This window comes from Nocardia pseudovaccinii NBRC 100343 (genome assembly GCF_001613225.1).
Lineage (GTDB): Bacteria > Actinomycetota > Actinomycetes > Mycobacteriales > Mycobacteriaceae > Nocardia > Nocardia pseudovaccinii.
In genome coordinates this window covers 1-24,399 of sequence record NZ_BDBY01000036.1, presented here as the reverse complement: position 1 = coordinate 24,399, position 24,399 = coordinate 1, and the positions used below count along the sequence as shown (strand labels likewise).

General features: G+C 67.4%; 15 protein-coding genes. 5 read left to right on the top strand and 10 right to left on the bottom strand.

Annotated elements, in window-relative coordinates; translation table 11 throughout:
* Positions 1 to 23: 23 nt before the first annotated feature.
* The 7 genes from NP3_RS05275 to NP3_RS05245 all read right to left on the bottom strand — a co-directional run bounded on the left by NP3_RS05275 (position 24) and on the right by NP3_RS05245 (position 13,255).
* Entirely contained in the window at positions 24 to 2,351 is a 2,328-nt protein-coding gene (locus tag NP3_RS05275; protein WP_063038334.1) for a YehQ family protein, read from the bottom strand.
* 3 nt (positions 2,352 to 2,354) lie between these two features.
* The gene (locus NP3_RS50270) at positions 2,355 to 6,083 is read right to left on the bottom strand and encodes a DUF5682 family protein (protein WP_063824690.1); all 3,729 of its coding nucleotides are present in this window, start codon (positions 6,081 to 6,083) and stop codon (positions 2,355 to 2,357) included.
* 6 nt (positions 6,084 to 6,089) lie between these two features.
* Entirely contained in the window at positions 6,090 to 7,166 is a 1,077-nt protein-coding gene (locus NP3_RS05265) for an ATP-binding protein (RefSeq protein WP_218024811.1), read from the bottom strand.
* Between the two features lie 158 nt (positions 7,167 to 7,324).
* Entirely contained in the window at positions 7,325 to 8,527 is a 1,203-nt protein-coding gene (gene speD, locus NP3_RS05260) for an adenosylmethionine decarboxylase (protein WP_063038332.1), read from the bottom strand.
* Positions 8,528 to 8,535: 8 nt separating this feature from the next.
* A complete protein-coding gene (locus NP3_RS05255; RefSeq protein ID WP_063038374.1) occupies positions 8,536 to 9,636 on the bottom strand; it encodes a type III PLP-dependent enzyme in 1,101 nt (366 codons plus the stop codon).
* 126 nt (positions 9,637 to 9,762) lie between these two features.
* Positions 9,763 to 12,261 carry a DEAD/DEAH box helicase gene (locus tag NP3_RS05250; RefSeq protein WP_063038330.1) on the bottom strand — a complete coding sequence of 833 codons (2,499 nt, stop codon included), beginning with the start codon at positions 12,259 to 12,261 and terminating at the stop codon, positions 9,763 to 9,765.
* A 49-nt stretch (positions 12,262 to 12,310) separates the two neighbouring features.
* Positions 12,311 to 13,255, bottom strand: coding sequence for a PAC2 family protein (locus NP3_RS05245; RefSeq protein ID WP_063038328.1), 945 nt, complete (start codon positions 13,253 to 13,255; stop codon positions 12,311 to 12,313).
* Positions 13,256 to 13,489: 234 nt separating this feature from the next.
* Between NP3_RS05245 and NP3_RS05240 the strand changes: the two genes are divergently transcribed.
* Both NP3_RS05240 and NP3_RS05235 read left to right on the top strand, forming a co-directional pair.
* Positions 13,490 to 14,212: a DUF5642 family protein gene (locus NP3_RS05240; protein ID WP_307676693.1), complete on the top strand. Its 723-nt coding sequence runs from the start codon at positions 13,490 to 13,492 to the stop codon at positions 14,210 to 14,212.
* A 196-nt stretch (positions 14,213 to 14,408) separates the two neighbouring features.
* Positions 14,409 to 16,034, top strand: coding sequence for a DUF4192 domain-containing protein (locus tag NP3_RS05235; protein WP_084508194.1), 1,626 nt, complete (start codon positions 14,409 to 14,411; stop codon positions 16,032 to 16,034).
* A 102-nt stretch (positions 16,035 to 16,136) separates the two neighbouring features.
* On the opposite strand, the gene galE is transcribed toward NP3_RS05235, so the two are convergent.
* Both galE and NP3_RS05225 read right to left on the bottom strand, forming a co-directional pair.
* Positions 16,137 to 17,117 (bottom strand): UDP-glucose 4-epimerase GalE, encoded by a 981-nt coding sequence (gene galE, locus NP3_RS05230; protein WP_063038324.1) that lies wholly within the window; start codon positions 17,115 to 17,117, stop codon positions 16,137 to 16,139.
* Between the two features lie 3 nt (positions 17,118 to 17,120).
* Positions 17,121 to 17,807, bottom strand: coding sequence for an iron-dependent transcriptional repressor DtxR (locus NP3_RS05225; RefSeq protein ID WP_040692605.1), 687 nt, complete (start codon positions 17,805 to 17,807; stop codon positions 17,121 to 17,123).
* A gap of 198 nt (positions 17,808 to 18,005) precedes the next feature.
* On the opposite strand from NP3_RS05225, the gene NP3_RS05220 reads away from it, so the two are divergent.
* Together NP3_RS05220 and NP3_RS05215 are read left to right on the top strand one after the other, a co-directional pair.
* Positions 18,006 to 19,283 carry an acetoin utilization protein AcuC gene (locus NP3_RS05220; protein WP_063038322.1) on the top strand — a complete coding sequence of 426 codons (1,278 nt, stop codon included), beginning with the start codon at positions 18,006 to 18,008 and terminating at the stop codon, positions 19,281 to 19,283.
* Entirely contained in the window at positions 19,276 to 22,044 is a 2,769-nt protein-coding gene (locus NP3_RS05215; RefSeq protein ID WP_063038320.1) for a bifunctional acetate--CoA ligase family protein/GNAT family N-acetyltransferase, read from the top strand. Before NP3_RS05220 ends, NP3_RS05215 begins: the two co-directional genes overlap by 8 nt.
* A gap of 627 nt (positions 22,045 to 22,671) precedes the next feature.
* Here NP3_RS05215 and NP3_RS05210 read toward each other — a convergent pair.
* Complete coding sequence (locus tag NP3_RS05210; RefSeq protein ID WP_063038318.1) at positions 22,672 to 23,688, bottom strand: LacI family DNA-binding transcriptional regulator; 1,017 nt, start codon at positions 23,686 to 23,688, stop codon at positions 22,672 to 22,674.
* A 221-nt stretch (positions 23,689 to 23,909) separates the two neighbouring features.
* On the opposite strand from NP3_RS05210, the gene NP3_RS05205 reads away from it, so the two are divergent.
* The gene (locus NP3_RS05205) at positions 23,910 to 24,233 is read left to right on the top strand and encodes a hypothetical protein (protein ID WP_063038316.1); all 324 of its coding nucleotides are present in this window, start codon (positions 23,910 to 23,912) and stop codon (positions 24,231 to 24,233) included.
* The last annotated feature ends 166 nt before the right edge of the window (positions 24,234 to 24,399 follow it).

Below are 24,399 nucleotides of genomic sequence, written 5' to 3'. Positions count from 1 at the left end.
CGCGGCCGGTCGACATCGGCGGTTCAGAGCTGTTCGGCGGTGACGAGGAGGCGGAGGTGGGTGTCGGCCCAGAGATCGAGGGCGGTATCGGCTGAGATGGGTGTGGCGAGGGTGGTGCGGAGGATGTCGAGCGTGGTGGCGGCGGTGGCGAAACCGTGGCGGCGGAGGCTGCCCGCAGCATCGGTGGCGCGATCGAACCAGCTCGGTGGAAGATGGCGGATGCCGCGGTGGGCTACCTCGGCGGTGATGGCGAGCGCGGTGGTGACGGTTGCGGCGAGCGGGTCGTCGATCGCTGCTGAGCCGTCGGGCGGTGCAAGGATTCCGGTGGGCGCGAAGCTCGGAACGATGACGCGTCGGCCCGCGACGACGGCGGTCGGGGTGATGGTGAGATGACCGGCGTGGCGTTCGAGAATCCCAGCGACATAGCGGACCGGCCCCAGTGCGCCGGAAAGGGATTCGGTGAGGGCGTCGATAGCGCCCGGCGTCGCGCTGGTATGGGTGAAGATCGCGGTGGCGGTGCCGACGGGGCAGCGTAGTTGGGCGACCAGGCGTTGTTCGCCGGGGAGGTAGCGTATTGCCTCGACGGTTTCGACGATGAGGGCGCGCACCGATTCGCCGTGGACGCGGGGACGGATGGGTGCGGGCGGGAGAGCGGCGATGCGCGCCGATTCCGCATCGAGATCGCCGATCAGGAGCTCGGGCGGCAGCGTCTCCCACGCACCCGCCGAGGGCATGACCGAGGTGCGTGCGACGCGGCTGTTGGCAAGGCGCACAGCACGATTCGCGGAACGGATGGCGCTCTCGGTGACCACATTGCCCGCCGCGAGATCGGCGATACGGGCCGGACCGCAGCGGCGTGCGCCGAGGGCGGCGGCATCGGGGGGCTCGGCATCGGCGGGGACGGTGATCGAATGGTGCAGTGTCAGCACAATCCGTGCCTCCGCATGCGCGAGATACAGCTCGACGCCGCGTGTTTCGGCATCGCCGCCGACCCATGCACCGAGACCGGTCAGTCGCAGATGGCGCAGCGGGGTTTCGGCCGGTTCCTCGGTTCCGAGCACCGCAACCCAGTTGCGCGAGCAGGCACGTTGTCGTGCAACGAGTTCCGCGATGAGCGCCGCCGTCCGGGTCGGGTCGTGCCGTGCACTGCGATCCCGATAGGCGGTGAGTTGGTCGAGCAGATCGTCGAGCACGTCATGTGGCCACCGCGCACCCGCGCGGTCGAGGTCGCGACGCGCGTTGGCGAAAATAGCGGGGAGCTGGGACCCGGCATGGGCCACGCCGTCGGTGAGCAAGTCGGCCAGCGGCGCCACAACCAGCTGCACGGCCGATACCGCGGCAGCGCCGTCCGCCGCATCACCTACCGTCACCGTGACCGATTCGGCGGCCGGATCTGTTGCGTCGGCCACCCGAAATGCCCACACCGCCAAAGCGATAGCGTCCAGGCGGGCACCGCGCGCGGCATCGGCCCGCGCATACCCGAGATCGCCGGGAACGAGGAACCGCACCGTCACCGCGGCGAGCTCGACCGAAGGCACCGGATCCTGTGCCGACGCCCGCCGCACGGTAGCCCGATATCCCGCCCGCCGAGCACGACCAGCCGCCATGAACGCCCGCTTGCCCAGCAGTTCGTTCAGCTGGTCGTCAGTGAATTCACCGGGCGTCCAGCCGGCGTGCGAAGTATGACCTTCCATCGAGCCGGTATCCGGATGCGGACCGCCGGTCGGTCTGTCGGCAGTCACCGACTCGGCTGATTCCGTGTCGGCAATATGCGGATGCCGTCCTGCTGGGCCAGGATCGGAGTTCCGCGCTGGTTGATCTCCGGCGACACCATCGGAGGTCGTTTCCGGCTCGCGGGAAAGTGTGGTTCGGGTATCGCGTCCGTCGGCGGTGGATGCGTGACCTCGGTTGGCGGTGCTCGGATTGCCGGATCCCGGACCGATCGTGGTGGCGGCGCTCGTCACCGGCTCGGCTGATCGAGCTCGGGACTGTTCGGCGGCGTTGGTAGCCCGTGGCGGCGGGGCGGTCGAATCCGCAGCGGTAGATTCAGCGGCGGCTGTGTCGCAGCGAGGGGGCATCGTGGTCTTGGCGTCGCGATAGGCCAGAACGGTCATTACCCGGTGACGGCAGAGGGTGGGTGCGCCGCAGGAACAGGGGGCGGCTTCGATGGTGACGCCCGGAGGCAGCGTGGTGTGGGTGCCATCGGGGAAGCGGGCCTCGATGGTGGAGTCCGGTGTCTCGGTGAGTTGTGGTGGGGTGGCGGCGTTTTCCTTGACGGCGCGTTTGACTATGCCGCGGTTGGCGAGGGCGATGAGGGAGTCGTCGGTGAGGGCGAGTAGATCGGTGCGCATCGGCTATCCGATCGTCTCGGCGATGAAGGTGGCGAGTTCACCGGGTGTCATCGCGCCCACGTGTACGCCTACATCAGCGAGCCGTTGGCCCATCTCGCGGTCGAAGGCCGGATCGGCTTGCTCGTCGAGGGCGGCCAGGCCGAGTACGACGGTGCCCTCGGCGATCAGGGCGGCTGCGGTGCGGATCAACCATGCCGGGTCACCACCCTCGTAGAAGTCGCTGATGACAGCGATGATGGTGCGGCGCGGATGTTCGACGAGTTGTGCGGCATAGGCGACAGCGCGGGCGATATCGGTGCCGCCGCCCAGTTGTACGCGCATCAGCAGCTCGACCGGATCGTCGACGTCGGCGGTGAGATCGACGACCGCGGTATCGAAGGCGATCAGATGGGTTCTGATGCCGGGCAGACCCCACAGACACGCCGCGGTGACGGCGGAGTGGATCACCGAACTGGCCATGGAGCCGGATTGATCGACCAGCAGTATGACCTGCCAGGTATCCATATGCCGCCGGGTACGAGCCCGGAAATGCGCGGTTTCGATATAGAGCTTGCGCTCCTGCGGTCGATAGTGCGCGAGGTTGGTGCGCACCGTCTTCGGGAAGTCGAAGTCGGCGGCGCGCGGCAGGCGGCTCGGGTGACGCGAGCGCGTACCGGTGAAACCGGTACGGATCTCGGTCGCCAATTTCTCCATGAGCTCGCGCACCACCCGCTCCACGATGCGCCGCGCCATCCGCAGCACCCCGGGGTTCATCAGGTGCTTGGTCCGCAATACCGCACCGAGCAAATCGGCATTCGGTTCGAGCCGTTCCAGCACACCCGGATCGGTGATCACCTCGTGTAACCCGAAGCGCTGCACCGCATCTCGTTCGAGCCGCTCGATCGTCGTCTTCGGGAACAACCGATGGATACCGTCGAGCCAGTCCACCGCACCGACCAGCGACGGGCCACTGCGTCCGGTCCGTCGTACATCGCGCCGATCCATATCCGTATCGCGCTCGTACAACCAGTCGAGCGCCGCATCCTGTTCTGCGGCCTGCTCGCTCAAGGCACCTGCGGTCGCTCCGGCGGACCCGAGGATGAGCCGCCATCGTTCGAGTACCGGATCGATGGCGGCCGTATGTGCACCGGGTCTCACCACACTGCCACCGGATCCGGACAACGTTGTTCCCGATGTTGATCCCCGCGCGAGACGATCGCCATCGACTCGCTGCTCGGAGCCGAGGCGGCGATCGCCGGACAGCGCTGCTCGCGCTCGCAGGGTCGGGTCGGGCAACTCCGTGGGAGAAGCTGCGCCGCTTGCGATCTCGCCTGACGACGATGCACCGGCCGAGCTGGCAAGCGGCACGATGTTGCCAGAACCGGCGATCAGTCCGTATTCGGCGAGCAGTTCGTCTACCCGAAGTTCGACTGCTTGTGCACGGGCGAGCAGGGTGGGGTCGGCAGGGAGGCGTAGTAGAGCGGCCGCGGAGCCCGTCATGCCGCGGAGTTCGAGTAGACGCGTGGCGATGGCCGCGCGTTCGCGGGGCGGGAACCAGGCGAAGGCGAGGCGGAGCGCGGGCAGAGCGGCGAGGAAGTCGGGCGGGGTGAAGCGGGTGATGAGGTCGTCGAGCACCGCGATGAGCGAGGATGACAGGTTGCCTTGGGCAGCGGCGGGGTCCACGATGACCTGCTCGCGGGCGAGCGCGAAGAGGCCGGCGAGGAAGTCGCCGAGCACGGTGGGCGCTGCGGCCAGGCGGACCGCTCGGACCAGGTCTGTGGCGTGCGTGGGATCGAGCGCCGCGACCATGCCGACCGCGGCGCCGCGCAGCGCCGGGGGACGATCGGCGGCGGCGCACCGACGGAAGACACCGATGAGGTCGACTCGTTCGACACTCACGGTGGATGCGGCGTGCAGCGCGGCATCGCGGACAGCGATGAGCGCATGCAACAGGCCGTCGTCGGCGGGCGCGGGCCCGCCGCGAATTCCCTCCACCAGCCAGAGCAGGCGGATGACGACGGCGTCCATGAGCACCCCGAGGGTGGTCGAGCCGGTGGTGCCGAAAATCCGGTCGTGCCGCCACAATCCGAGAGCGACGGCGAGCAATGTACCGAGAGCCGTTGGGGCGCTACTGGATCCGACGAGGGTCCGAACGGACGCGACGATATCGTGGGTCAGTTCGGACAATCCGCACAGCGTGGCGTCGAACAGGATCGCCGCCAAGGCGGCCGGGTCGGGGCCGCTGTCGGCGAAACGGTCGCCGAGCCGGGCGGCTGCGGCCTCGGCGCAGGTGGCACCGAGCGCACCCGCTTCGATCAGTGCGGGAAGTCGAAATTCTGCGCGCGAAATCTGCCACGTTTCGGTGAGTTCCGGTTTCCGACCGGCAGCCGGACCGCTGGTGCGCTCGAATCCCGGAATCTCGAGCACCCGCAGTCGATGCAGGACGCGGCTCGCATCGAGTCCGGCGGTGGTGGCGAGATCGCCGACGAATCGACCGGATTCCGGAATGCCACAGCGGGCGAGTTCCCGCTCGGCGTCGGCGACCAATGGCGGATGCGGGGTCAGCTCATGTAGGTGGCCTACGGTGTCACCAGCGAGCGCCGCCACCATCTCCACCACAACGGGATCGGTGCCGGGCCGCAACTGCCCGCGCCCGGTCCACGGCAATGGCCGATCCAGTGCCTCGGTGATCAGCGCACCCGCCAGCCCGTCCAGGACATCGGTGCGCGCGGGTGCGATATGCCCGCGCAACCGGCTGAGCCCGAGAGTGAGGGCGCGCGCACCGATGAGATCGGCGGTCGACACGGCTTGTCCGCGACCGCGCAACCGGGCTACTACCGCCTCGGCGATCCCATCGGCCGCGATGGATGCGCCATCGTGCCACAGCCTTTGGTAGTACGCGGGTGACGGCATTCCCGACTGATATCCGGTAAACGCATCGAGTCGGCGGAAGGCGTACGGCACCAGATAACTGCCGCCGATACCTTCATCGGGGAAGCGTGGAATCTCCGGCCAATCGATCTCGGCTTTGGCTGCGGGCTCGGAGGTCGTGGCGCATCCGCCGGTCGCGTCACAGGGCGACGCTATCCGCCGAATGAGCGCGGGGCGGTGAAACCCGCCGGTGACCACGACAATTGGAGCCGGAGCAGTACCCAGCCGCTGCGCCTGACAGGTGACATCGGCCAGTGCCGTGCGAACCCACTGTGCCATGTACTTCTCGCGAGCGTTGTCGCTGTCCGTGGCCACGTCCTCGCCGCGCACGAGGTCGAAGTAGGTGTCCAGTCGAATGGGCAGGGTGGCGTCGTCGCCGACTTCGAAGAGGTGGTCCCAGAGAGTGTCGATATTGTCGACGCCGAACTCCGCGCAGAGGCGAGAGATGGCGCGATCGTAGCGGCGTTCGGCATCGGCGTACCGGTTTTCGGTGTCCGCGAAGGCTGGATGCCAGGCGGGTAGGTCGATGAATCGGACCTGCGCGCCGGTGGCACTGCCTTCGGTGAGGGCAACCCATTCGGGGGAGTAGTCACACAGTGGCGCCCACGACAGGTGGCGGGTTCCGGAGTCGCGGTAGCTGGTGAAGATCGCGATCGGCAGATCGTGGCCGAGCAGAAGTTCATCCAGGCGATCGTTCATATCGGCGGGACCCTCGATGAGGACATGCGCGGGCCGCAAGGCGCGGATGGTGTCGCGAACCAGGCGCGCGCAGGCGGGGCTGTGGTGGCGCACGCCGACAAAGGTGACAGGACCGGTCCGCACGGTCGATCAGCCCGGCAGCTGGAATCGGGCGTCGTGCAACGCCTTCCACACCCGACCGGATTTGCGTGGCACCTGCTGTTCCAGATAGCGACGCAACCGCGCGAGATCATCCGGATTGTCCTTGGCGGCCGTACCCGCGAGGCACTCGACGATATCGGCGGCATTGCCCGGTTCGCCACGCAGGTACCAGCCGCGCAGGCCGACCGCGTGCGCCACCGATACGGCCTCGGCGGTACTCATCACCGCCGACATCCGATCCAGGGAATCACCGGCATCTGTTGCACCGGATCGCAGTTCGCGGAAGGTGGTGACCAGCACCTCCAGTACGTCGCGTGGTGGCGCCTGCGGCACGCCCGAACGGGCCAGCAGTGCGGTCGCCTCGGATTCGACCAGTGCCAACTCGGTGCGCAGATCGGGAATCGGGAAGACGGTTTCGAAGTTGAAGCGGCGCTTGAGCGCGGCACTCATATCGTTGACGCCGCGGTCGCGGGTATTGGCGGTGGCGATGACATTGAATCCGTCCACCGCGTAGACCATTTCGCTCAGCTCCGGCACCGCGAGCACCCGGTCCGACAGCAGCGAGAGGATCGAATCCTGCACCTCCAGTGGACACCGTGTCAACTCCTCGAACCGCACGATCTTGCCCTCGCGCATGCCGCGCAGCATCGGCGCGGGCACGATCGAACGGTGCGACGGCCCCTCCGAGACCAGCAGGGCGTAGTTCCAGCCGTAGCGGATCTGGTCCTCGGTGGTGGCCGCGCCGCCCTGAATGGTGAGTGTCGAGTCGCCCGAAATCGCGGCCGAGAGCAGTTCGGACAGTAGCGATTTCGCGGTACCGGGCTCACCGGTCAACAGCAGCCCGCGCGTGGTGGCCGAACTGACCAGCGCGCGATCGATGAGCGAGGCGTCACCGACGAACTTGCGCTCGATTCCGAGCGCCGGATCACCGACGATGAACCGCTTGGCGGCGTCGATGGACAGCGCCCACCCGGGCGGCCGCGGTGCGGTATCGCCCGCACGCAGCCGCGCCAGATCCTCGGCCCAGCGCAGTTCGGCGGGCGGTCGCTGCAGATTCTCGGTCATTGTCATATCCTGGAGCGCCATCGGCACCGAATGTAGCGGCACCCTCCGACAAATCCGGAACGCCGAGTCCGATCGAGCGCGTGGACACCCGGCCGAACGCTGAATCGCACCGGCTCGAAGGGAAAACCCTTGGGAACCGGTGCGATTCGAGAGTGCTGCTAGACGCGCAGCGCGTGCGGTTCGATCGCGCCGCGCACCAGCGCCCGCGCGTCGATCGTCTCGGCACGGTAGGGCAGCGTGCCCAGCCGATCGGTCATCGCCTGCACCGGGTCATCGATTCGCTCGTTCAACCCGAACAGGAATGTCCACTCGTGCTCGTCGCTGCCGTACTGCACCACGGTGCCGAACTGCTCGTGGAAGCGCTTCCAGGACCGCTTCAGCGTCTCGTTGCGCCACATCGTCGCGCATCCGGCCTGTGCGCTGAGCACGCCGCCGGGTGCGAGCAGCGCCCGACATCGCGACAGGAACTCCGACTCGTAGAGCCGGTTGTGCTGCGCGTCCTCGACCCGCTCATCGGGCAGATCGATGACTATGACGTCGTAGCGGGTGCCCGCCTCGTCCGCGTTGGCAAGGAAGTCCCAGCCGTCGGCATAGTGCACCTTGACCGGGCCCGCACCCTTCACCGCGGCGGCCAGCTCGTCGCTGGTGTAGCCGTAGGGCAGGTGCTCGGCGCACAACTCGACCTCGCGCTGGTCGATATCGACGTGATCCACCAGCGTCGCGCCCGCGGCGACCGACATCTGGCTGGCCACACCCTCACCCGATCCGATGATCAGCACCTTGTCCAGCTTCGCGGCCAGCGCGAAGGCCGGGACCATCATCGCCTCGTGATAGGTCAGCTGGGAGAACTCCGTGGACTGGCGATCGTCGTCGGAGAACAGGCTGATGCCCTGTTCGGTGCGCGCGATCACCATGTGCTGGTACGGAGTATGGGTGTCGACGATGATCTCGTGCAGATCCCAGACGCGGGTCAGGCCATTGCCCACCGGCTCCTCGATCCGCGTCGAGCCGTGCCCGCGCTGGATGACCTGCATGCGAACATCCCTGGGAGACAACTTGTCTCGCAGTAGTTCGACGGCCTTCGACGCGCCGGCGCCGATACTTCCGCAGGTGAATACGTCGACAAAGATGTCGCCGGACTCCGGATAAGTGTGAATCGAGGCGTGGGACTCCGACAACAGCGCGAGGACGGTCACCCCCTGCGGATCGAACTTCTTGTGTACGACATCGCAGATGGTGACGCCCGCCGCGATCAGAGACTCGCGCAACGCCGATTCGAGTCGTTCGAGATCGTCGCAGAGATCTGCGTCGACACCACCGAACTCGGCCAGCACATGCCAGCCGGTGAATTCCGCCGTCATAGGCAAACTCACTCTCGCTCAGCGCCCGAGACATGAACGGTCAAGGGCGGAAAACCATTGAAGGACACCGACGAATAGCTCGCGGTATAGGCGCCGGTATCGAGGATCTGGATGCGATCACCGGCTCGCAACGAGGTCGGAAGAAGGACCTTCGTGCGTTGATACAGTACATCGTCGCCATCGCAGGTCGGTCCGGCCACCACCGCCTCGTCCACGGGATCTCCGTCACGTTCGGTGACGAAGCGGTATGCGATGTACTCGTTCTCGGTCTCGGCCATGCCGTTGTAGCGGCCGATGTCGAGATACACCCAGCGCCGTCCGTCCGGCGCGATGCGCACGCCGATGACCTCGGCGTGAATGGTGCCCGCCGAACCTACGAGCGCGCGGCCGGGCTCGATGACGAGTCCGGCGGTCTCGGGCAGGAATTCGGCGGTGGCGGCCGCGATGACGGCGCCGATATCGTCGAGTGCGGGCGCCGACTCGACGTACGAAATGGGCAGGCCGCCACCGATATTCACCGAGCGCACCGGAATGTCTTTATCCGCCAGCGTTGCCACGATGCGGCCCGCCTGTTCGATACCGATGCGCCAGGCCCGCGGGTCGGTCTGCTGGGAGCCGACGTGGAAGTACGGCCCCCCGACGATCAGTCCGAGATCGCGGGCGCGCACCAGCAGGCGCAGCGCCTCGGTGGGGGAGCAGCCGAATTTGGTGCCGAAGGGCGTCGTCGACTGCGGCGCCGAGGACAGGAACCGGCACTCGACTTCCGAACCCGGCGCGTGCTCGACGATGCGCAGCAGATCGTCCTCGGTGTCGAAGGCGTAGCGGCGCACACCCGCGGCGTAGGCGGCCGCGATGTGGGCGGCCTTCTTGATCGGGTTCCCGTAGCACATGCGAGCCGGGTCGACGCCCTCGCGCAGGCACAGTTCGATCTCACCGACACTGGCGACATCGAACTCCGCGCCGTGACGGTCGAGCAGACGGATGATTTCCGGGACCGGACTCGCCTTGACCGCGAAGCGTATTCGGGCTCCGGGTACCGCGGCCTGGAGTGCGCGGTAGTTCTCGCGCACCCGCTCTGGATGGATGGCCAGATAGGGCGATTCGGGCAGGTTTGAACCGGTCAATCTAAGGGAACTCTCCGTCGTTTGGGGGTCGGCCTTCGTTCGGGCACCGCGCGAGAGAGTATCAGCGCGATGCCCCTGGTAACCAACTCGTTGACGACACCTTGATCATGATCACCCTGCGACTATCGTGACCTCGTCGAATACGACCTCGCCCGCGGCATCGGACTCGGCGAGATCGACCACCGCCGCCAGCGCCCAGCCGCGGTCCCCGGCGGGATCGTCGAGCACCTGGCGCACCTGCCAGAAACCGGGGCGTTGTTCCACCTGGAACAGTTGCGGACCGCGAGCGTCCGGGCCGGTGCCGATGCTTTCGTACTCGTCGAAATAGGGGGTCAGCTCGGCCGCCCAGTCCGGTCCGGTGCCCAGCTCGGCGAGGGTCTCCCAGCGGCGCAGCGCGGCGAGTTCGACGCGACGGAACATGGCATTGCGGATCATCACCTTGAACGCGCGCTCGTTGGCCGAGATCGGGCGCACCGTTTCCGCGCCGAAGGCGAGCTGATCGGCATCGGTCTCCGCGCCCGGATTGGTGAGCTGCTCCCATTCGTCGAGCAGACTCGAATCCACTTGGCGCACAAGCTCACCCAGCCATTCGGTCATATCGTCGAGATCCTCGGTGCGCGCGGATTCCGGGACGGTACGCCGCAGCGCGCGGTATGCGTCGGCGAGGTAGCGCAGCACCACCCCCTCGGAGCGGGCCAGCTCGTAATGCGAGATCAGCTCGGCGAAGGTCATCGAGCGTTCGATCATGTCGCGGACGACCGATTTGGGGGACGGGGCGAATTCCGACATCCAGGGATGCCCGGCGCGGTAGGTCTCGAAAGCGGGTTCGATCAGCTCGGCCAGCGGTTTGGGCCAGGTGACCTCTTCCAACAGCTCCATGCGTTCGTCGTATTCGATGCCGTCGGCCTTCATCTCGTTGATCGCCTGGCCGCGGGCCTTGTGCTGCTGGGCCATCAGCAGCTGGCGCGGATCCTCGAGCGTCGACTCGATGAGGGAGATGACGTCGAGGGTGTAGCCGGGGGCGTCCTTGTCGAGCAGGTCGAGCGCGGCGAGGGCAAAGGGGGACAGGGGCTGGTCGAGGGCGAAATCGCGCTGCAGGTCGACGGTGAGCCTGGCGCGGCGGCCCTGTGCGTCGGGTTCGGGAAGCTGTTGCACCACACCGGCATCGCGCAGGGCGCGATACAGGCGGATGGCGCGCAGGATGTGGCGGCGTTGCGCGGGGCGGGGCTCGTGATTGTCCTCCAGCAGATGGCGCATGGCGTCGAAGCAATTGCCCGGGCGGGCGATCACGTTGAGCAGCATGGAGTTCGTCACGTTGAAGCGCGACACCATCGGTTCGGGGCTGGCGGCGACGAGCCGGTCGAAGGTCTCCTCGCTCCAGGAGACGAAGCCCTCCGGCGGTTTGCGGCGCACCACCTTGCGCTGCTTCTTCGGATCGTCGCCCGCCTTGGCCAGCAGCCGGGTGTTCTCCACCTCGTGGTCGGGCGCCTGCACGACCACGGTGCCCATGGTGTCGTAGCCCGCCCGGCCCGCGCGGCCCGCGATCTGATGGAATTCGCGGGCCTTGAGCCTGCGGGTGCGCACACCGTCGAATTTGGTGAGACCGGTGAGCAGTACCGTGCGGATCGGCACGTTGATCCCGACACCGAGGGTGTCGGTGCCGCACACCACCTTCAGCAGACCGTCCTGGGCCAGGCGCTCCACCAGGCGGCGGTACTTGGGCAGCATGCCCGCGTGATGTACGCCGATGCCGTGGCGGATCAGCCGGGACAGGGTCTTGCCGAACCCGGAGGAGAAGCGGAAATCGCCCAGTGCCGTTGCGATGGCGTCCTTTTCGGCGCGCGTGGCGAAGTTGACGCTGGTCAGCGCCTGTGCGCGTTCCAATGCGGCGGCCTGGGTGAAATGCACGACGTACACCGGTGACTGGTTGGTCGTGACGAGATCTTCCAGGGTTTCGGTGATCGGGGTGCGCGCGTAGGAAAAGCTCAGCGGGACGGGACGTTCGGTGCCCGCGACGATAGCGGTCGGATTACCGGTGCGGCGTTTCAGATCGGCGGCGAAGAAGTCGACCTCGCCGAGAGTTGCCGACATGAGCAGGAATTGGGCGCGCGGAAGTTCCAACAGCGGTACCTGCCAGGCCCAGCCGCGGTCCGGATCGGCGTAGAAGTGGAATTCGTCCATCACGACCTGGCCGACATCGGCGGCGGCGCCCTCGCGCAGCGCCATATTCGCCAGGATCTCGGCGGTGGCGCAGATGATCGGCGCCTCCGGATTCACTGCCGCGTCACCGGTCACCATGCCGACCCGGTCCGCGCCGAAAACCTCGCACAGGGCGAAGAACTTCTCGCTGACCAGCGCTTTGATCGGGGCGGTGTAGTAGGTGCGCAGGCCTCGGGTCAACGCGAACAGATGCGCGCCGACCGCGACAAGGGATTTGCCGGATCCGGTGGGGGTGGCCAGGATGACATTGGATCCGGACGCTAATTCCAGTAGCGCCTCGTCCTGTGCCGGGTACAACGGGGTGCCCTGCTCGGCCGCCCACGACCCGAAGGATTCGTAGAGCGCGTCGGCGTCGGTTCCCGGTATCTCCAGCAGTTCGGTCAGATCCACTCCGACCACCCTACGGGCAGCCGTCTACGGCCCCGTCAGGGTGATCGGGTCAGTTGGACTGTTCGTCCTCGTCGCCGTCGTAGCCGCCCTGCTCGGCCAGGAAGCGCTCGAATTCGGCGCCCAATTCGTCGCCGCTGGGCAGTTCGCCATCGCCGACCAGCAGGCTCGACTGGCGTTCCTGCGCGGAGACGAAGCTGTCGTACTGGCGCTCGAGCGCGTGCACCACGGTCTCGACCTCGGAATTCCCCGCGATGTGCTCGTTGACCTGCTCGCGCACCCGCGCGGCAGCCTCACCGAGGGCGGCCAGTGGGAATTCCAGGCCCGCGTTGTCGGCGACGTGCTCGAGCAGGGTCTGCGCGGCCTCCGGGTACGCGGTCTGCGCGAGGTAGTGCGGCACATGCACCGAGAATCCGACGGATTCGTGGCCGTGCTGGGCCATCCGGTACTCCAGCAGCGAGGACGCGCTCCCCGGCACCTGTAGTTCACCCGGCCAGCGCTGATGATCGGCGATGAGGTCGCGGTCGGAGGAGTGCGCGGTGATGCCGAGCGGGCGGGTATGCGGGATCGCCATCGGGATGGCACTCAGTCCGATGCTGCGCCGCACACCGAGCTGTTCGGCGAGCAGTCGCACCGCGGTGGTGAATTTCTCCCAGCGCAGATCCGGTTCCAGGCCGGACAGCAGCAGGAACGGGGTGCCCGCGGTATCGCGCAGCGCCCAGAGATTCAGCTCGGGCTCAGCGTAATCCGAGAAGTGGTCGGTCTTGAACGTCATCAGCGGACGACGCGAGCGGTAGTCCAGCAACTCGTCGACATCGAACGAGGCGACCAGCTCGCTCTCGAGACTCTCGCGCAGGTGCGTCGTGGCCAGCCGCACCGCATGCCCGGCATCGGTGAAGCCCTCCAGTCCGTGTACCAGGACCGGACCCAAGCCATCGTCGTTCGACAGCTGCGGAGCTGGGAACTCCAACTCGTACATTCGCGACTCGTGGTCCATCGCGTCTCCTTCCTGCGCGGTTCACCGACGCGAGCTTCCAGGTGCATAGGCCTGTTGGGCAATTCACGGCGGTCAACCACTGTCCATTGTCCCCCATGGCCCCGACACACGTTGCCACGGGCGACACCGACCCATAAGAGAGGGCAACATCAGTAGTACCCCGCACATTCCCGGTCACTCGAAGATCCGGCGTGGCATCGTGGGCGGGCACGGGGAGTTTGGCACAGTGGACCGGTGACCGTGCCGAATTCGACGCGCAAGGGGCCACGCGGATTCGGGGTATCGGGCTGGGTGCCCCTCGCCGCGAGTGCGGTGTTGCTCGCTGGCTGCGCGTCGACGGTGACCGGACATCCGGTCGCTTCCGGTCCTGGTACGGGGGCCCGGTATGTGACGGCACAGCTTTCGGCGCTGCTGCCCGATCCCACGCGGTTCCCGGCCGGATACGAGGCGGTCGTGCTGCCACCGGAGGCGGCCGCGCAGGCGGCGGGGGATCTGACCGGGGTCGGACGCGGTTCGACCGTGCAGCCCGACGGATGTGTTCCGCCCGCTCAGCAATTCGGTCCGAATCAGACAGCCGTCGCTGTGGGTACCGACAACGAGACGCGCGCCACGATGACCGTGGAGCTGACCAGGACCGGACAGCCGTTGTCGGCTTTGCGTGACCAGTTGAAGCGGTGTCGGCAGGTGCATGTGAGCCGAGCGGGTGCGACGACGATTGTGACCACCGAACTGCAAGCGCCGCCGACTATCGATGCCGACGACACGCTCGCGCTGCGCCGCACGGTGGCGCCGCAGGTGAGCGCCGCCGGGCTGACGCAGTCGATGCAGACGCTCACCGGGCAGGTCGCTGATGTGCGAATCACGGTGACGTACATGACATTCGGTGATGCGAAGCCGGATACGGCGGCAGTGGACGAGCTGTTCACGACGGCGGTGCGGAAAGTGAAGCAGGGATGAATGCGGCGGCCTCCGCCGCTAGGTAGTGGAGCTCGCGGCCGGACAGTAGCAGGTGGTACCGACATAGTCGCAGCCGTATTCGTGTCCGATTCCCGATTCGTCCACAGTCCAAGTGTTTTCCACAGGGCGATTCGGTCCCGCGATATCCCCAGGTCGGTGTTCCGGTCTTCGAGGTGGGTGAGCGCACCCTCGATGCATGACGACTTCCACGAATCCCGCTCCCGCCCTCGGAGATCCAGGCGACGGCGCATCGCCGCGCACCGGTTTTTGCACAAGCCCCGCCGTTCACCTCCGCAAATCCACTCACTCGTCGGGTGTCGGCGCCTCGGGCCACCGTGATGTCGAGCATCCGCGTGACGGCGCCGGGACAGGTACCGACAACCCGGCGGACGATCGAGCCACCGGGCATCCAGGTGCTACTCCGGGATCGGTGGATCGCGGGGTGCATGTCGTCGACGAAACAGCGGGCTCGCACGCCATCGCGTATTCGAGTGACAATGTCCCTGCGCCGCGCTTCGATGAACCAGCGCGCGATAGCGTTGGGGCACATGCATATCGCACATGGCCCGTGGACAAGGTCTCGGCCCGAATCGATTCGGAGTCCTTCTTCGACCCTGATGTCGACCACGAATTATCGGAATGCACACGGGGTTTCGGTAAAAAGCCGCGACCGGGAATCTGTGCGGAACCGCCGCCGGAATTCGGGGATCGGATCCCGGGGGATTCACTGCATGTCGACGATCCCGGTGAATTGATTGTGGCGGTGCCCGCCATGGTCGGATTCGTGCCGGAGCGGTCGCTGGTGGTGGCGGTGCTGCGGGGCGCGACCGATGCGGAGCAGAGTCCGATCATCGATGCGGTGGTGCGGTTCGATTTGGATCAGGAAGGCGGGAGTCGGCGGGGGCTCGCGGCGGCATACGCGGAATGTGTTTCGCACATCTGTGCCGCAGAGGGGGCGACGGAAGTACTCGCGGTCATCGTCGATGACCGGGTGCGCGAACCGCGGCGCACGCGCCGAAACGGTGCGGGGAGTACGGGACCGTGGGGCACGCTCATCGCGGCGTTCGCACGCCGACTGGCGCGGGCCGAGGTGTACCTCGAGGGCGCCTGGGCGGTGCGCGCCGTCGAGGCGGATCAGCGGTGGTGGAGTCTGCTCGATGCGAATCACCATGGGACGCTGCCGGATCCGGCCACATCGATGGTGACGGTGGCGCATGTGCTCGAAGGAAGGCCGATCCGGGGAACTCGTTCGGAGCTGACCGCGCTGGTCGCACCGGATGAGGAACTGGCGCACCAGATCGCGGCACATCTGGACAGCGCCCGGGTGCTCGCGCACGAGCGGTACGCGGCGGCGGTCCGGCGCGGTGATCCCGACGGATACCGTCGGCGGGCACTCGAACATGTGCTGTGGCAGATCGCCAATATCGACTCCGGTGTAACCCTCACCGCCCAGGAATACGCGGAACTGGCCGCGGCGCTGCGTGATCGGACGGTGCGCGACTCGCTGTTCGGGCTGGCCGTCGGAGATCACGCTGCCCCCGCGGAAACCCTCTGGGTGGCGTTGACGCATGCACTGTCGGGAAGCGACCGCGCGGATGCGGCAACACTTCTCGGCTACAGCGCCTACATCCGCGGTGACGGGCCGCTCGCCGGCATCGCACTGCAGGCTGCCTTGGAAGCCGATCCCGCCCATTCGATGGCGAGTTTGCTCGAGATCTCACTGCGCACCGGGATGCGTCCGGATACGCTGCGCCGCCTTGCCTACTGCGGGCTCGGCATTGCCGCGGACCTCGGTATCGACTTGGGGCCGGTTGTCCGGTGAGCCCGTTCGCGTTCTCGGGTGGCCAGAGGTGAGTTGGCGAGTCACATGGTGGTCGTGGCACATGCGGGACCACCATGGGACCGCGCTCGATGGTGAGCTGGCCTACTGCGCGCTGTGTGCCCGCGGACCGAGGTCGCGCAGGAATTCCCAGGCATCGGCGACGATTTCGTCCAGATTGTTGTGCTTGGGCTGCCAGCCGAGATCGGTGATGGCGCGGTCGCTGGACGCGATCAGCGTGGCCGGGTCACCGGCGCGACGCGGTGCGTCCTGGGCGGCGATGGGCAGGCCGGTGACGCGCTCGCAGGCCGAAATCACCTCGCGGACCGAGAAACCGGTGCCGCTGCCGAGATTGCAGATGCGATGTGTGCCGGATTCGGCAGAGCCGAGGGCGAGCAGGTGGGCGTCGGCGAGGTCGCGAATGTGGATGTAATCGCGGACCGCGGTGCCGTCGGGTGTGGGCCAGTCGGTGCCGAAGACCGAGATCGCCTTGCGATGACCGAGGGCGACCTGGAGCACGAGGGGGATGAGATGGGTTTCTACCACCCGGTTTTCGCCGAGGCCGCCGTAGGCGCCCGCGACGTTGAAGTAGCGAAGGCTGGTCGCGGCCAGACCGTGCGCGATCGAATAGGAGGTGATGGCGTGGTCGATGGCCAGCTTGGAGGCGCCGTAGGGGTTGGTCGGCCGGGTCGGCGCATCCTCGGTGATCGGCACCTGTTCGGGTTCGCCGTACACCGCCGCGGTCGAGGAGAAGACCAGCCGCGGCGTCTCGGTGCGGCGCATCGCCTCCAGCAGCTCGAGCGTCTTCACCACATTGCCCTGCCAGTACTTCTCCGGCTGCTGCACCGACTCACCGACCAGCGACTGCGCCGCGAAATGCAGGACACCGTCGAAGGATTCGGCCTCGAGCAGCGCGGGCGCGGCGACCGCGACATCACCCTCGACGAATCGCGCCTCGGTAGGCACGCCCTCGGCATTGCCGGTCGACAGATCGTCGACCACCACGACCTCGTGCCCCGATTCGAGCAGAACCTGCGCGCAGACGCCACCAACATAGCCCGCGCCACCCGTGACCAGAAGTTTCACGCCTCAGACCAACTTCACCTGGACGGCGTGGGCCATCTCGTCCGAGAGCTCGAAACCCGCGTGGCCGGGCACGGTGATGACCACCGAGCCGGGCTTGGTCTCGACCGTCACGCGCGCGTCGGGCACCACGCCCGCCTCCCGCAGCTGGCCGATGACCTCGGGATCGGTCTGGATGTGCTCGGCGAGGCGACGCACCACGACCGCGTGCACCTGGCCGTGCGGCAGATCCGACAGCCGCACCAGGGTCTCGTCGGCGCCGCTCTGCGGGGCGAGGCCCAGCTCGTCCAGGCCCGGAATCGGGTTGCCGTAGGGAGAGGTGGTTGGGTGGTTCAACACCTCGACCAGCCGCCGCTCGACGTCCTCGCTCATGACGTGTTCCCAGCGGCATGCCTCGGCGTGCACGTTCTGCCAGTCGAGCCCGATGATGTCCACGAGCAGCCGCTCGGCGAGGCGATGTTTGCGCATGACCGCGACCGCCATGCTGCGGCCCTTGTCGGTCAGTTCGAGATGGCGGTCACCGGCGACCAGCAGCAGACCATCGCGTTCCATCCGCGCGACGGTCTGGCTGACCGTCGGGCCACTCTGCTCGAGGCGCTCGGCGATGCGCGCACGCAGGGGCACCACGCCCTCTTCCTCGAGGTCGTAGATGGTACGGAGGTACATCTCCGTGGTGTCGACCAGATCCTTCACCTGTTACCCCTTCGTCGGCACGAATTCTACCCACGCACGTCGGCACCCCCGTGTGCCGCGTGGTTTCGCGCTACACCCGTGACTGCGCTGTGGGAATTCTGTCGGCGCACGGCCTGTCACCGTATTCGCTCTTGCTTGTATTTCTACTGCATACGAACGTCCAACGGGGCCGTTACCTTCCCGCGTAGCGTTGCCAGCATGGCCACTGCACCGCACGGCGAACAGTCCGCGCCGCTCGACGAAAGCGATCTCGAGGCGCGATCCGGCACGGTTGTCTGGACCGACCGCTTCCTCGACTACGCATGGACGCCGGAGCACCCCATGAAACCGGCGCGCCTGCAGTTCACCATGGCCCTGGCGGAAAGTCTCGGATTACTCGACGGTGTCGAGCGATTGGTGCCCGAGCGGGCCGAAGTGTCCGATTTGCTGCGCATCCATACCGCGGACTACATCGAGGCCGTCGAAAATGCCACACCGCCCGCGGGTGCGCCGCTCGCACCGCCGTATGGTCTCGGCTCACCGGATAATCCGGTGTTCCCGCGGATGCATCAGGCGGCCTCGGTGATCGTCGGTGGCACACTGACCGCGGCACGCGAGATCGCTCACGGGCGCACTCGGCGCGCAGTGAGCATCGGTGGCGGCATGCACCACGCGATGCCGGATTCGGCTGCCGGATTCTGCATCTACAATGATGCGGCCGTGGCCATCTCCTGGCTGCTGGACAACGGATTCGATCGGATCGCCTACATCGATGTCGACGTGCATCACGGTGACGGTGTGCAGCGCGTCTTTTACGGCGACCCCCGAGTACTGACGATCTCGATCCATCAGCATCCGGCCACGCTGTGGCCCAATACCGGCTGGCCGGAGGAGACCGGCCACGGCGCCGCCGAGGGCACCGCGATCAATTTGGCGGTACTGCCTGGCACTCGGGATCCGCAGTGGCTGCGCGGCTTTCACGCGATCGTGCCCGGCGCGCTGGCGGCGTTCCGACCGCAGCTCGTGGTCAGTCAATGCGGTGTCGACACCCATCGGGAGGACCCCCTCGCCGATATGGAACTGACCGTCGACGGTCAACGCGCCGCCTTCATCGCCATGCGCGATCTGGCCGACGAATACGCCGAAGGCCGTTGGCTCGCCGTCGGCGGCGGTGGCTACGGCCTGGTGCGGGTGGTGCCGCGCGCCTGGACGCATCTGCTCGCGACCGCGCTGGATCGCACCATCGCACCGGAAACCGTGGTGCCGCAGGACTGGATCGATATGATCCAGTCCGCGGCGCCGACCGTCGATCCGCCGCGCACCATGGGTGACGGTGGTGACACCGCCTACCGCCCGTGGGATGGTCCCGGCGGCACGGGGGAAACTGGGGACGCGCGCATCGACCGCGCGCAACGCGCTATCGATACGGCCGTATTGGCTACGCGCCGAGCCACCTTCGGGTTGCTCGGCCTTGATCCGGAGGACCCCCGTGACTGAGAACCCACCCGTCCCGGATTCCCCGAATACGCCCGCGGTACCGCCTCCGCCGCCACAGCACTGGTTCGCCGATGTACTCGCCTCGGACGGTGGCGTGGTGCGACTGCGCCCGATCACGCCCGATGACGCCGAGCGGCTGCAGGAGTTCCACACGGCACTGTCGGATCGCTCCCGATACCTCCGCTACTTCGGCCCGTACCCGCGCATTTCGCCCAAGGATCTGTACCGCTCCACCCATGTCGACCACCACGACCGGGTCGGACTGCTGCTGGTTCTGGGTGAGGCGATCATCGCGGTCGGCCGCTACGAACTGCTGACCGACCGCACCGGGCCGCGCGCCGCCGAAGTCGCATTCGTGGTGGCCGACGAGCATCAAGGGCGCGGGCTCGGTTCCATCCTGCTCGAACATCTGGCGGGTGCGGCCGCGGAGAACAAGATCGAGACGTTCGTCGCGGAGGTGCTCGCCGAGAACACCGTGATGGTCACCGTATTCCGTGACGCGGGCTATCAGGTCGAGCGCGCCAGGGACGGTTCGGTGCTGCATCTGGAGTTCGCCATCGATCCCACCGAAGCCCTGCTCTCGGTGCGGGATTCGCGCGAACGAGCCTCCGAGGCGCGCAGCGTCGGCAATCTGCTCGCGCCGCGTTCGGTCGCGGTGATCGGCGCCACTGTGGGCCCGGCCCGGGTCGGCGGAGTGATCTTGGCCAATCTGCTTTCCGGCGTCTTCCAAGGGCCGGTGTTTCCGGTCAATCCGAACCGGCGATCGGTGCGCGGGGTGCGTGCCTACCCGACGGTGCGCGATATTCCCGATGAGGTGGATCTCGCGGTGGTCGCCGTACCTCCGGAGGCGATCAGCTCGGTCCTGGACGACTGTATGGCCAAGGGCGTCAAGGGATTGGTCGTGCTCACCGCGGGCTTCGGGGAGACCGGTGATGGCGGTGTGGTCGCCGAACACGAGTTGGTTGCCGCGGCACGCGGACACGGGATGCGGGTGGTCGGACCGAGCGCGCTCGGCATCGCCAATACCGATGCCTCGGTTTCGTTGAACGCGACCCTGGCTTCGGTACTGCCTGGGCCCGGGCGCATCGGATTCTTCTGCCAGTCCGGGCCGTTGGGTGCGGCCATCCTCGGTGAGGCGGCCGCGCGAAACCTCGGGTTGTCGACCTTCGTCTCGGCGGGTAATCGCGCGGATGTGTCCGGCAACGACCTGCTGCAATACTGGGACTCCGACTCCGCCACCGATGTGATCCTGCTGTATCTGGAGAGCTTCGGTAATCCGCGTAAGTTTTCCCGGATCGCGCGTCGGGTCGCGCGGAGTAAACCGATCGTCGCGGTGAGCAGTGGGCGATTGGCCGCGCGGGCCCAGCCAACCGGCGATATGGACCGATCGATTGTGCGGGACCTGTTCGCGCAGTCGGGAATCGTTCAGGTCGACTCGATTTCGGAGCTGTTCGACTGTGCGGCGCTGCTGGGCTATCAGCCGCTGCCCATGGGTCCTCGGGTCGCCGTGATCGGCAACAGCGCGGCGTTGAACTGGCTGGCCGTCGATGCCGCACGCGGTGAGGGGCTCGAAGTTCGACGTCCGGCCGCGGTGATGTTCGACAATGTTCGGCGACCGCGCCCGACCGAGCGTGTGGTGGACGAGCAGTCGTTCGGCGATCCGGTGAACTTGGGGCCCGACGCGACGCCCGGTGCCTATCTGGACGCGGTGGTCGCCGCCCTGCGCTCGGACGAGATCGACGCGGTTATCGTGGTTTTCGCACCGCCGGTGCCGCTGCGGATGGCCGGATTCGCCGATGCCATTCGCGAGGCGGCAGCGGCCGTGCCAGATGCGGCGAAACCCATTCTCACCACTTTCGTTGCCGAGCAAGGGATTCCGAACCTACTGGCCATGCGCGGTCCGGGCGGTACAGCGGTGCGCGGCTCGATACCGTCCTATCCGGATCCCGAGCGGGCCGCACGGGCGCTGGCCAGGGCGCACCGATACGCGCAATGGCGCACGAAGCCGGTGTCGGCCGTGGTTCGTCCGGCGGGCGTCGATGCGGAACGGGCCGAGCGGCTGGTCGCGGGCTGGATGCGCGAATCCGATGGGCGTTGGCTCACCGACCTGGAAGCAGTGGACCTGTTGGACTGCTACGGAATTCGTGTCGTCGAATTCCGCGAGGTTCGCAGCGCCGACGAGGCGGTGGCGGCGGCCGAAGAACTCGGCTATCCGGTCGCGGCCAAGGCGACCGGCGAAATGTGGCGGCGCCGACCGGATCTCAGCGGGGTTCGGCTGGACCTGTGGCGGCCCGAAGCCGTGCGCCAGGCCTATTCGCACCTGGTGGAACTATGCGGTGATCCCGCCGTGCATATCCAGAAGATGGCCAGCCCCGGCGTCGGTTGTGTGCTGCGTGTGCAGGACGACCCGTCCTTCGGCTCGGTCATCGAATTCGGCCTCTCCGGCATGATCATCGAACTCCTCGGCGACCGCGCCTACCGCGCCCTCCCGCTCACTGCCGACGAAGCGAGCGCCCTCATCGACGCACCTCGCGCCGCCCCCCTCCTCTCCGGCACCCCCGCCAGCCCCCGCGTCGACAAACCCGCGCTTGTCGAACTCGTCCAACGCGTCTCGGCCCTATTCGACGACCTCCCAGAAATCCGCGAACTATCTTTCGATCCGGTCCTCGCCTCCGCCAACGCCGCCGCAATCCTCTACGCCCGAGCCCGCTTCGGTCCCCAACCCAGCCGCTTCGACACCGGCCCTCGCCGCCTCGGCTGAGCTCCCGTAACTCGCCGCCGCTCCGAGCCACACGACCCCCGAGTCGCTCAATGCACCAATCTGCTGCACTCGCGCGCGCCGCGGTCCCGCGTCAGGTGTGAATAGCCGCCGGGTAGCGCATGAGCCGGTTCGATCGATCATCAGCGGTGCACGGGCCGCGCCCGAGAGCATCGGCACTAGTCGACCAAGTCGCGAAGCTGTGCGAGTGGCTGGTGTCGGCCGGTCAGGCGGTGACCGGCTGCGGTCATCGGCCTAGCGGTCTCGCGTCGGCTGGTGCGAATCGCCGACCGGGTAGCGTACGGACCGGTTCGATCAGCGGTGCGCGGTGCATGGGATCGCGGCGGCGCCCGTGAGAATCAGCAGCGTCGCGATCGTGGGCGAACTGGTCGGCGGCGGGCTCGAGCAGGTGGCTCGAAGTGCCGGTGCATGGCGCATGGACTGGTTCGATCGGAGACCGTGGCTGCACGGGGAGCATGGGCCGACGTCGCAATCCGTCAGATTCAAGCCGGTGGTTCGATTCGCTACCGTTTTTGCGCGTGGAGCGGTTTGCCAGGTGGTGAGCCGTGCAGCGGGGCCGTGGCTGCGCCCGGGAGTATCTCAGCGGCGTCGCGATCGCGGGCAGATCTGTCAGTGGCGGGGTGGGGCGGTGGAGGTGCGGGCGACGAGGGATGGGGGAAGGAGGACCGAGCGGGGGGTGCGGTCGGGTTCGGCGATGGATTCGAGGAGCATGCGGGCGGCTTCACGGCCGATGTCGTGGTGGGGGATGGCGATGGTGGTCAGGGCGGGACTGAGCTTGTCGAGGTAGGGCATGCCGTTGAAGCCGGTCACGCTGATGTCGGTGGGGCAGGTGATGTTCCGGTCGGCGAAGACGTCGTAGCAGCCGAGGGCGATGAGGTCGTTTCCGGCGACAACGGCGGTGAAATCACCGGCGGAATCCAGTGCGGTGCGCAGGGCTCGGGCTCCGGCGTCTTCGGTCCACCTGTCACACACCATGATTCGACCGGAGTCGTCCAGGTCGTGTTCGCGAGCGGCGGTGCGGAAGGCGCGCAAGCGCTCGACACCGGTGGAGGTGGTCTGCGGGCCAGCGAGGTGCAGGATCCGGCGGTGGCCCAACTCGACGAGATGCTTGACGGCGAGCCCGATGCCCGCCGCGTCATCGGCGGCGACGGATCCGACGGCGACTTCCTCGGTGCGGCGGTTGACCAGCACCATCGGCACGCGCTGCTCGTGCAACTGCCGCAGTAGCGGATGTTTCAGCAGTGCGGTGGCAATGATCAGACCTTCGGCCTGGCGCGAGCGCAGCGAGGTGATCTGCGCCTGCTCGCGTTCGGGCCGGTCGTCGGTATTGACGATGAGGGTGCTGTACCCCGCGGGGGCCAGCACATCCTCGATGCCGCGCGCGATCGGTGGAAACAAGGGGTTGGTGAGATCAGGGATGACCAGCCCGACCGTCCCGGACTTCGCGGTCTTCAGACTCCTGGCAATCGGATTCGGCTGATAACCGAGCGCTTCCGCCGCCCGCAGCACCCGCCGGGCAGTCTCCGGATTCACCAAGGCGCGGGCATTCGGGTTCAGAGCGCGCGACGCCGTGGCCGTGTGCACACCGGCCGCATCGGCCACATCCCGGAGCGTGGGTCCCTGCATTGCAGGAATACTAAGCGGCCCCCGCACCGCCCCACCTCGCGTCATCCCCACTCCAAGAGCCGGATTCAGCGCCTGGGCCATCCCGGCCGCCGTGCGTGCAGATAGCGGCAGCGCAGGCAGATATCCGTCCGCTTCCTCGGGCAACGACTTCAGCCGCAACCCGAAGTGGCCTGTGGTGTTCAGCCGAGTCGAAATCGTTTGCCTGCGCCGGGCAGGCGGTGATGAGCAATCGGCGGCGCGCCATCGACGGGCGGCTGCGCGACGTGCTGCCGCGATGGCGTCGGGCAATTGGTGACGGCGCGATGGCGATGGGCCGCAGCACGCAGTGCGCGATGGGCAGGCGTGGGCACGGTGTGCCGCGGTGTGGGGATGGACAGGCGGTGCGTGATGGCCGTGGCGATGGGCCGCAGCGCGATGGGCCGCAGCGCGATGGGTTCGGCGCGCGATGGCCGAAGGGCTGGCGGCGTGGGACGGGCGGCGAAGGCATCGAGCGATCGGTGACGGCGTGCGATGAGCGATGGACCGCAGCGCGTGGTGCGCGATGAGTGGGCGTCGGCCCGGTGTGCCGCGGTGTGGGGATGGACAAGCGGTGCGTGATGGCTGTGGCGATGGGTCGCAGCGCGATGGGTTCGGCGCGCGATAGCCGAAGGGCTGGTGGGGTGGGATGTGCGGCGATGGCGTTGAGCGGGTGACGGCGTCCGACGGGCCGCG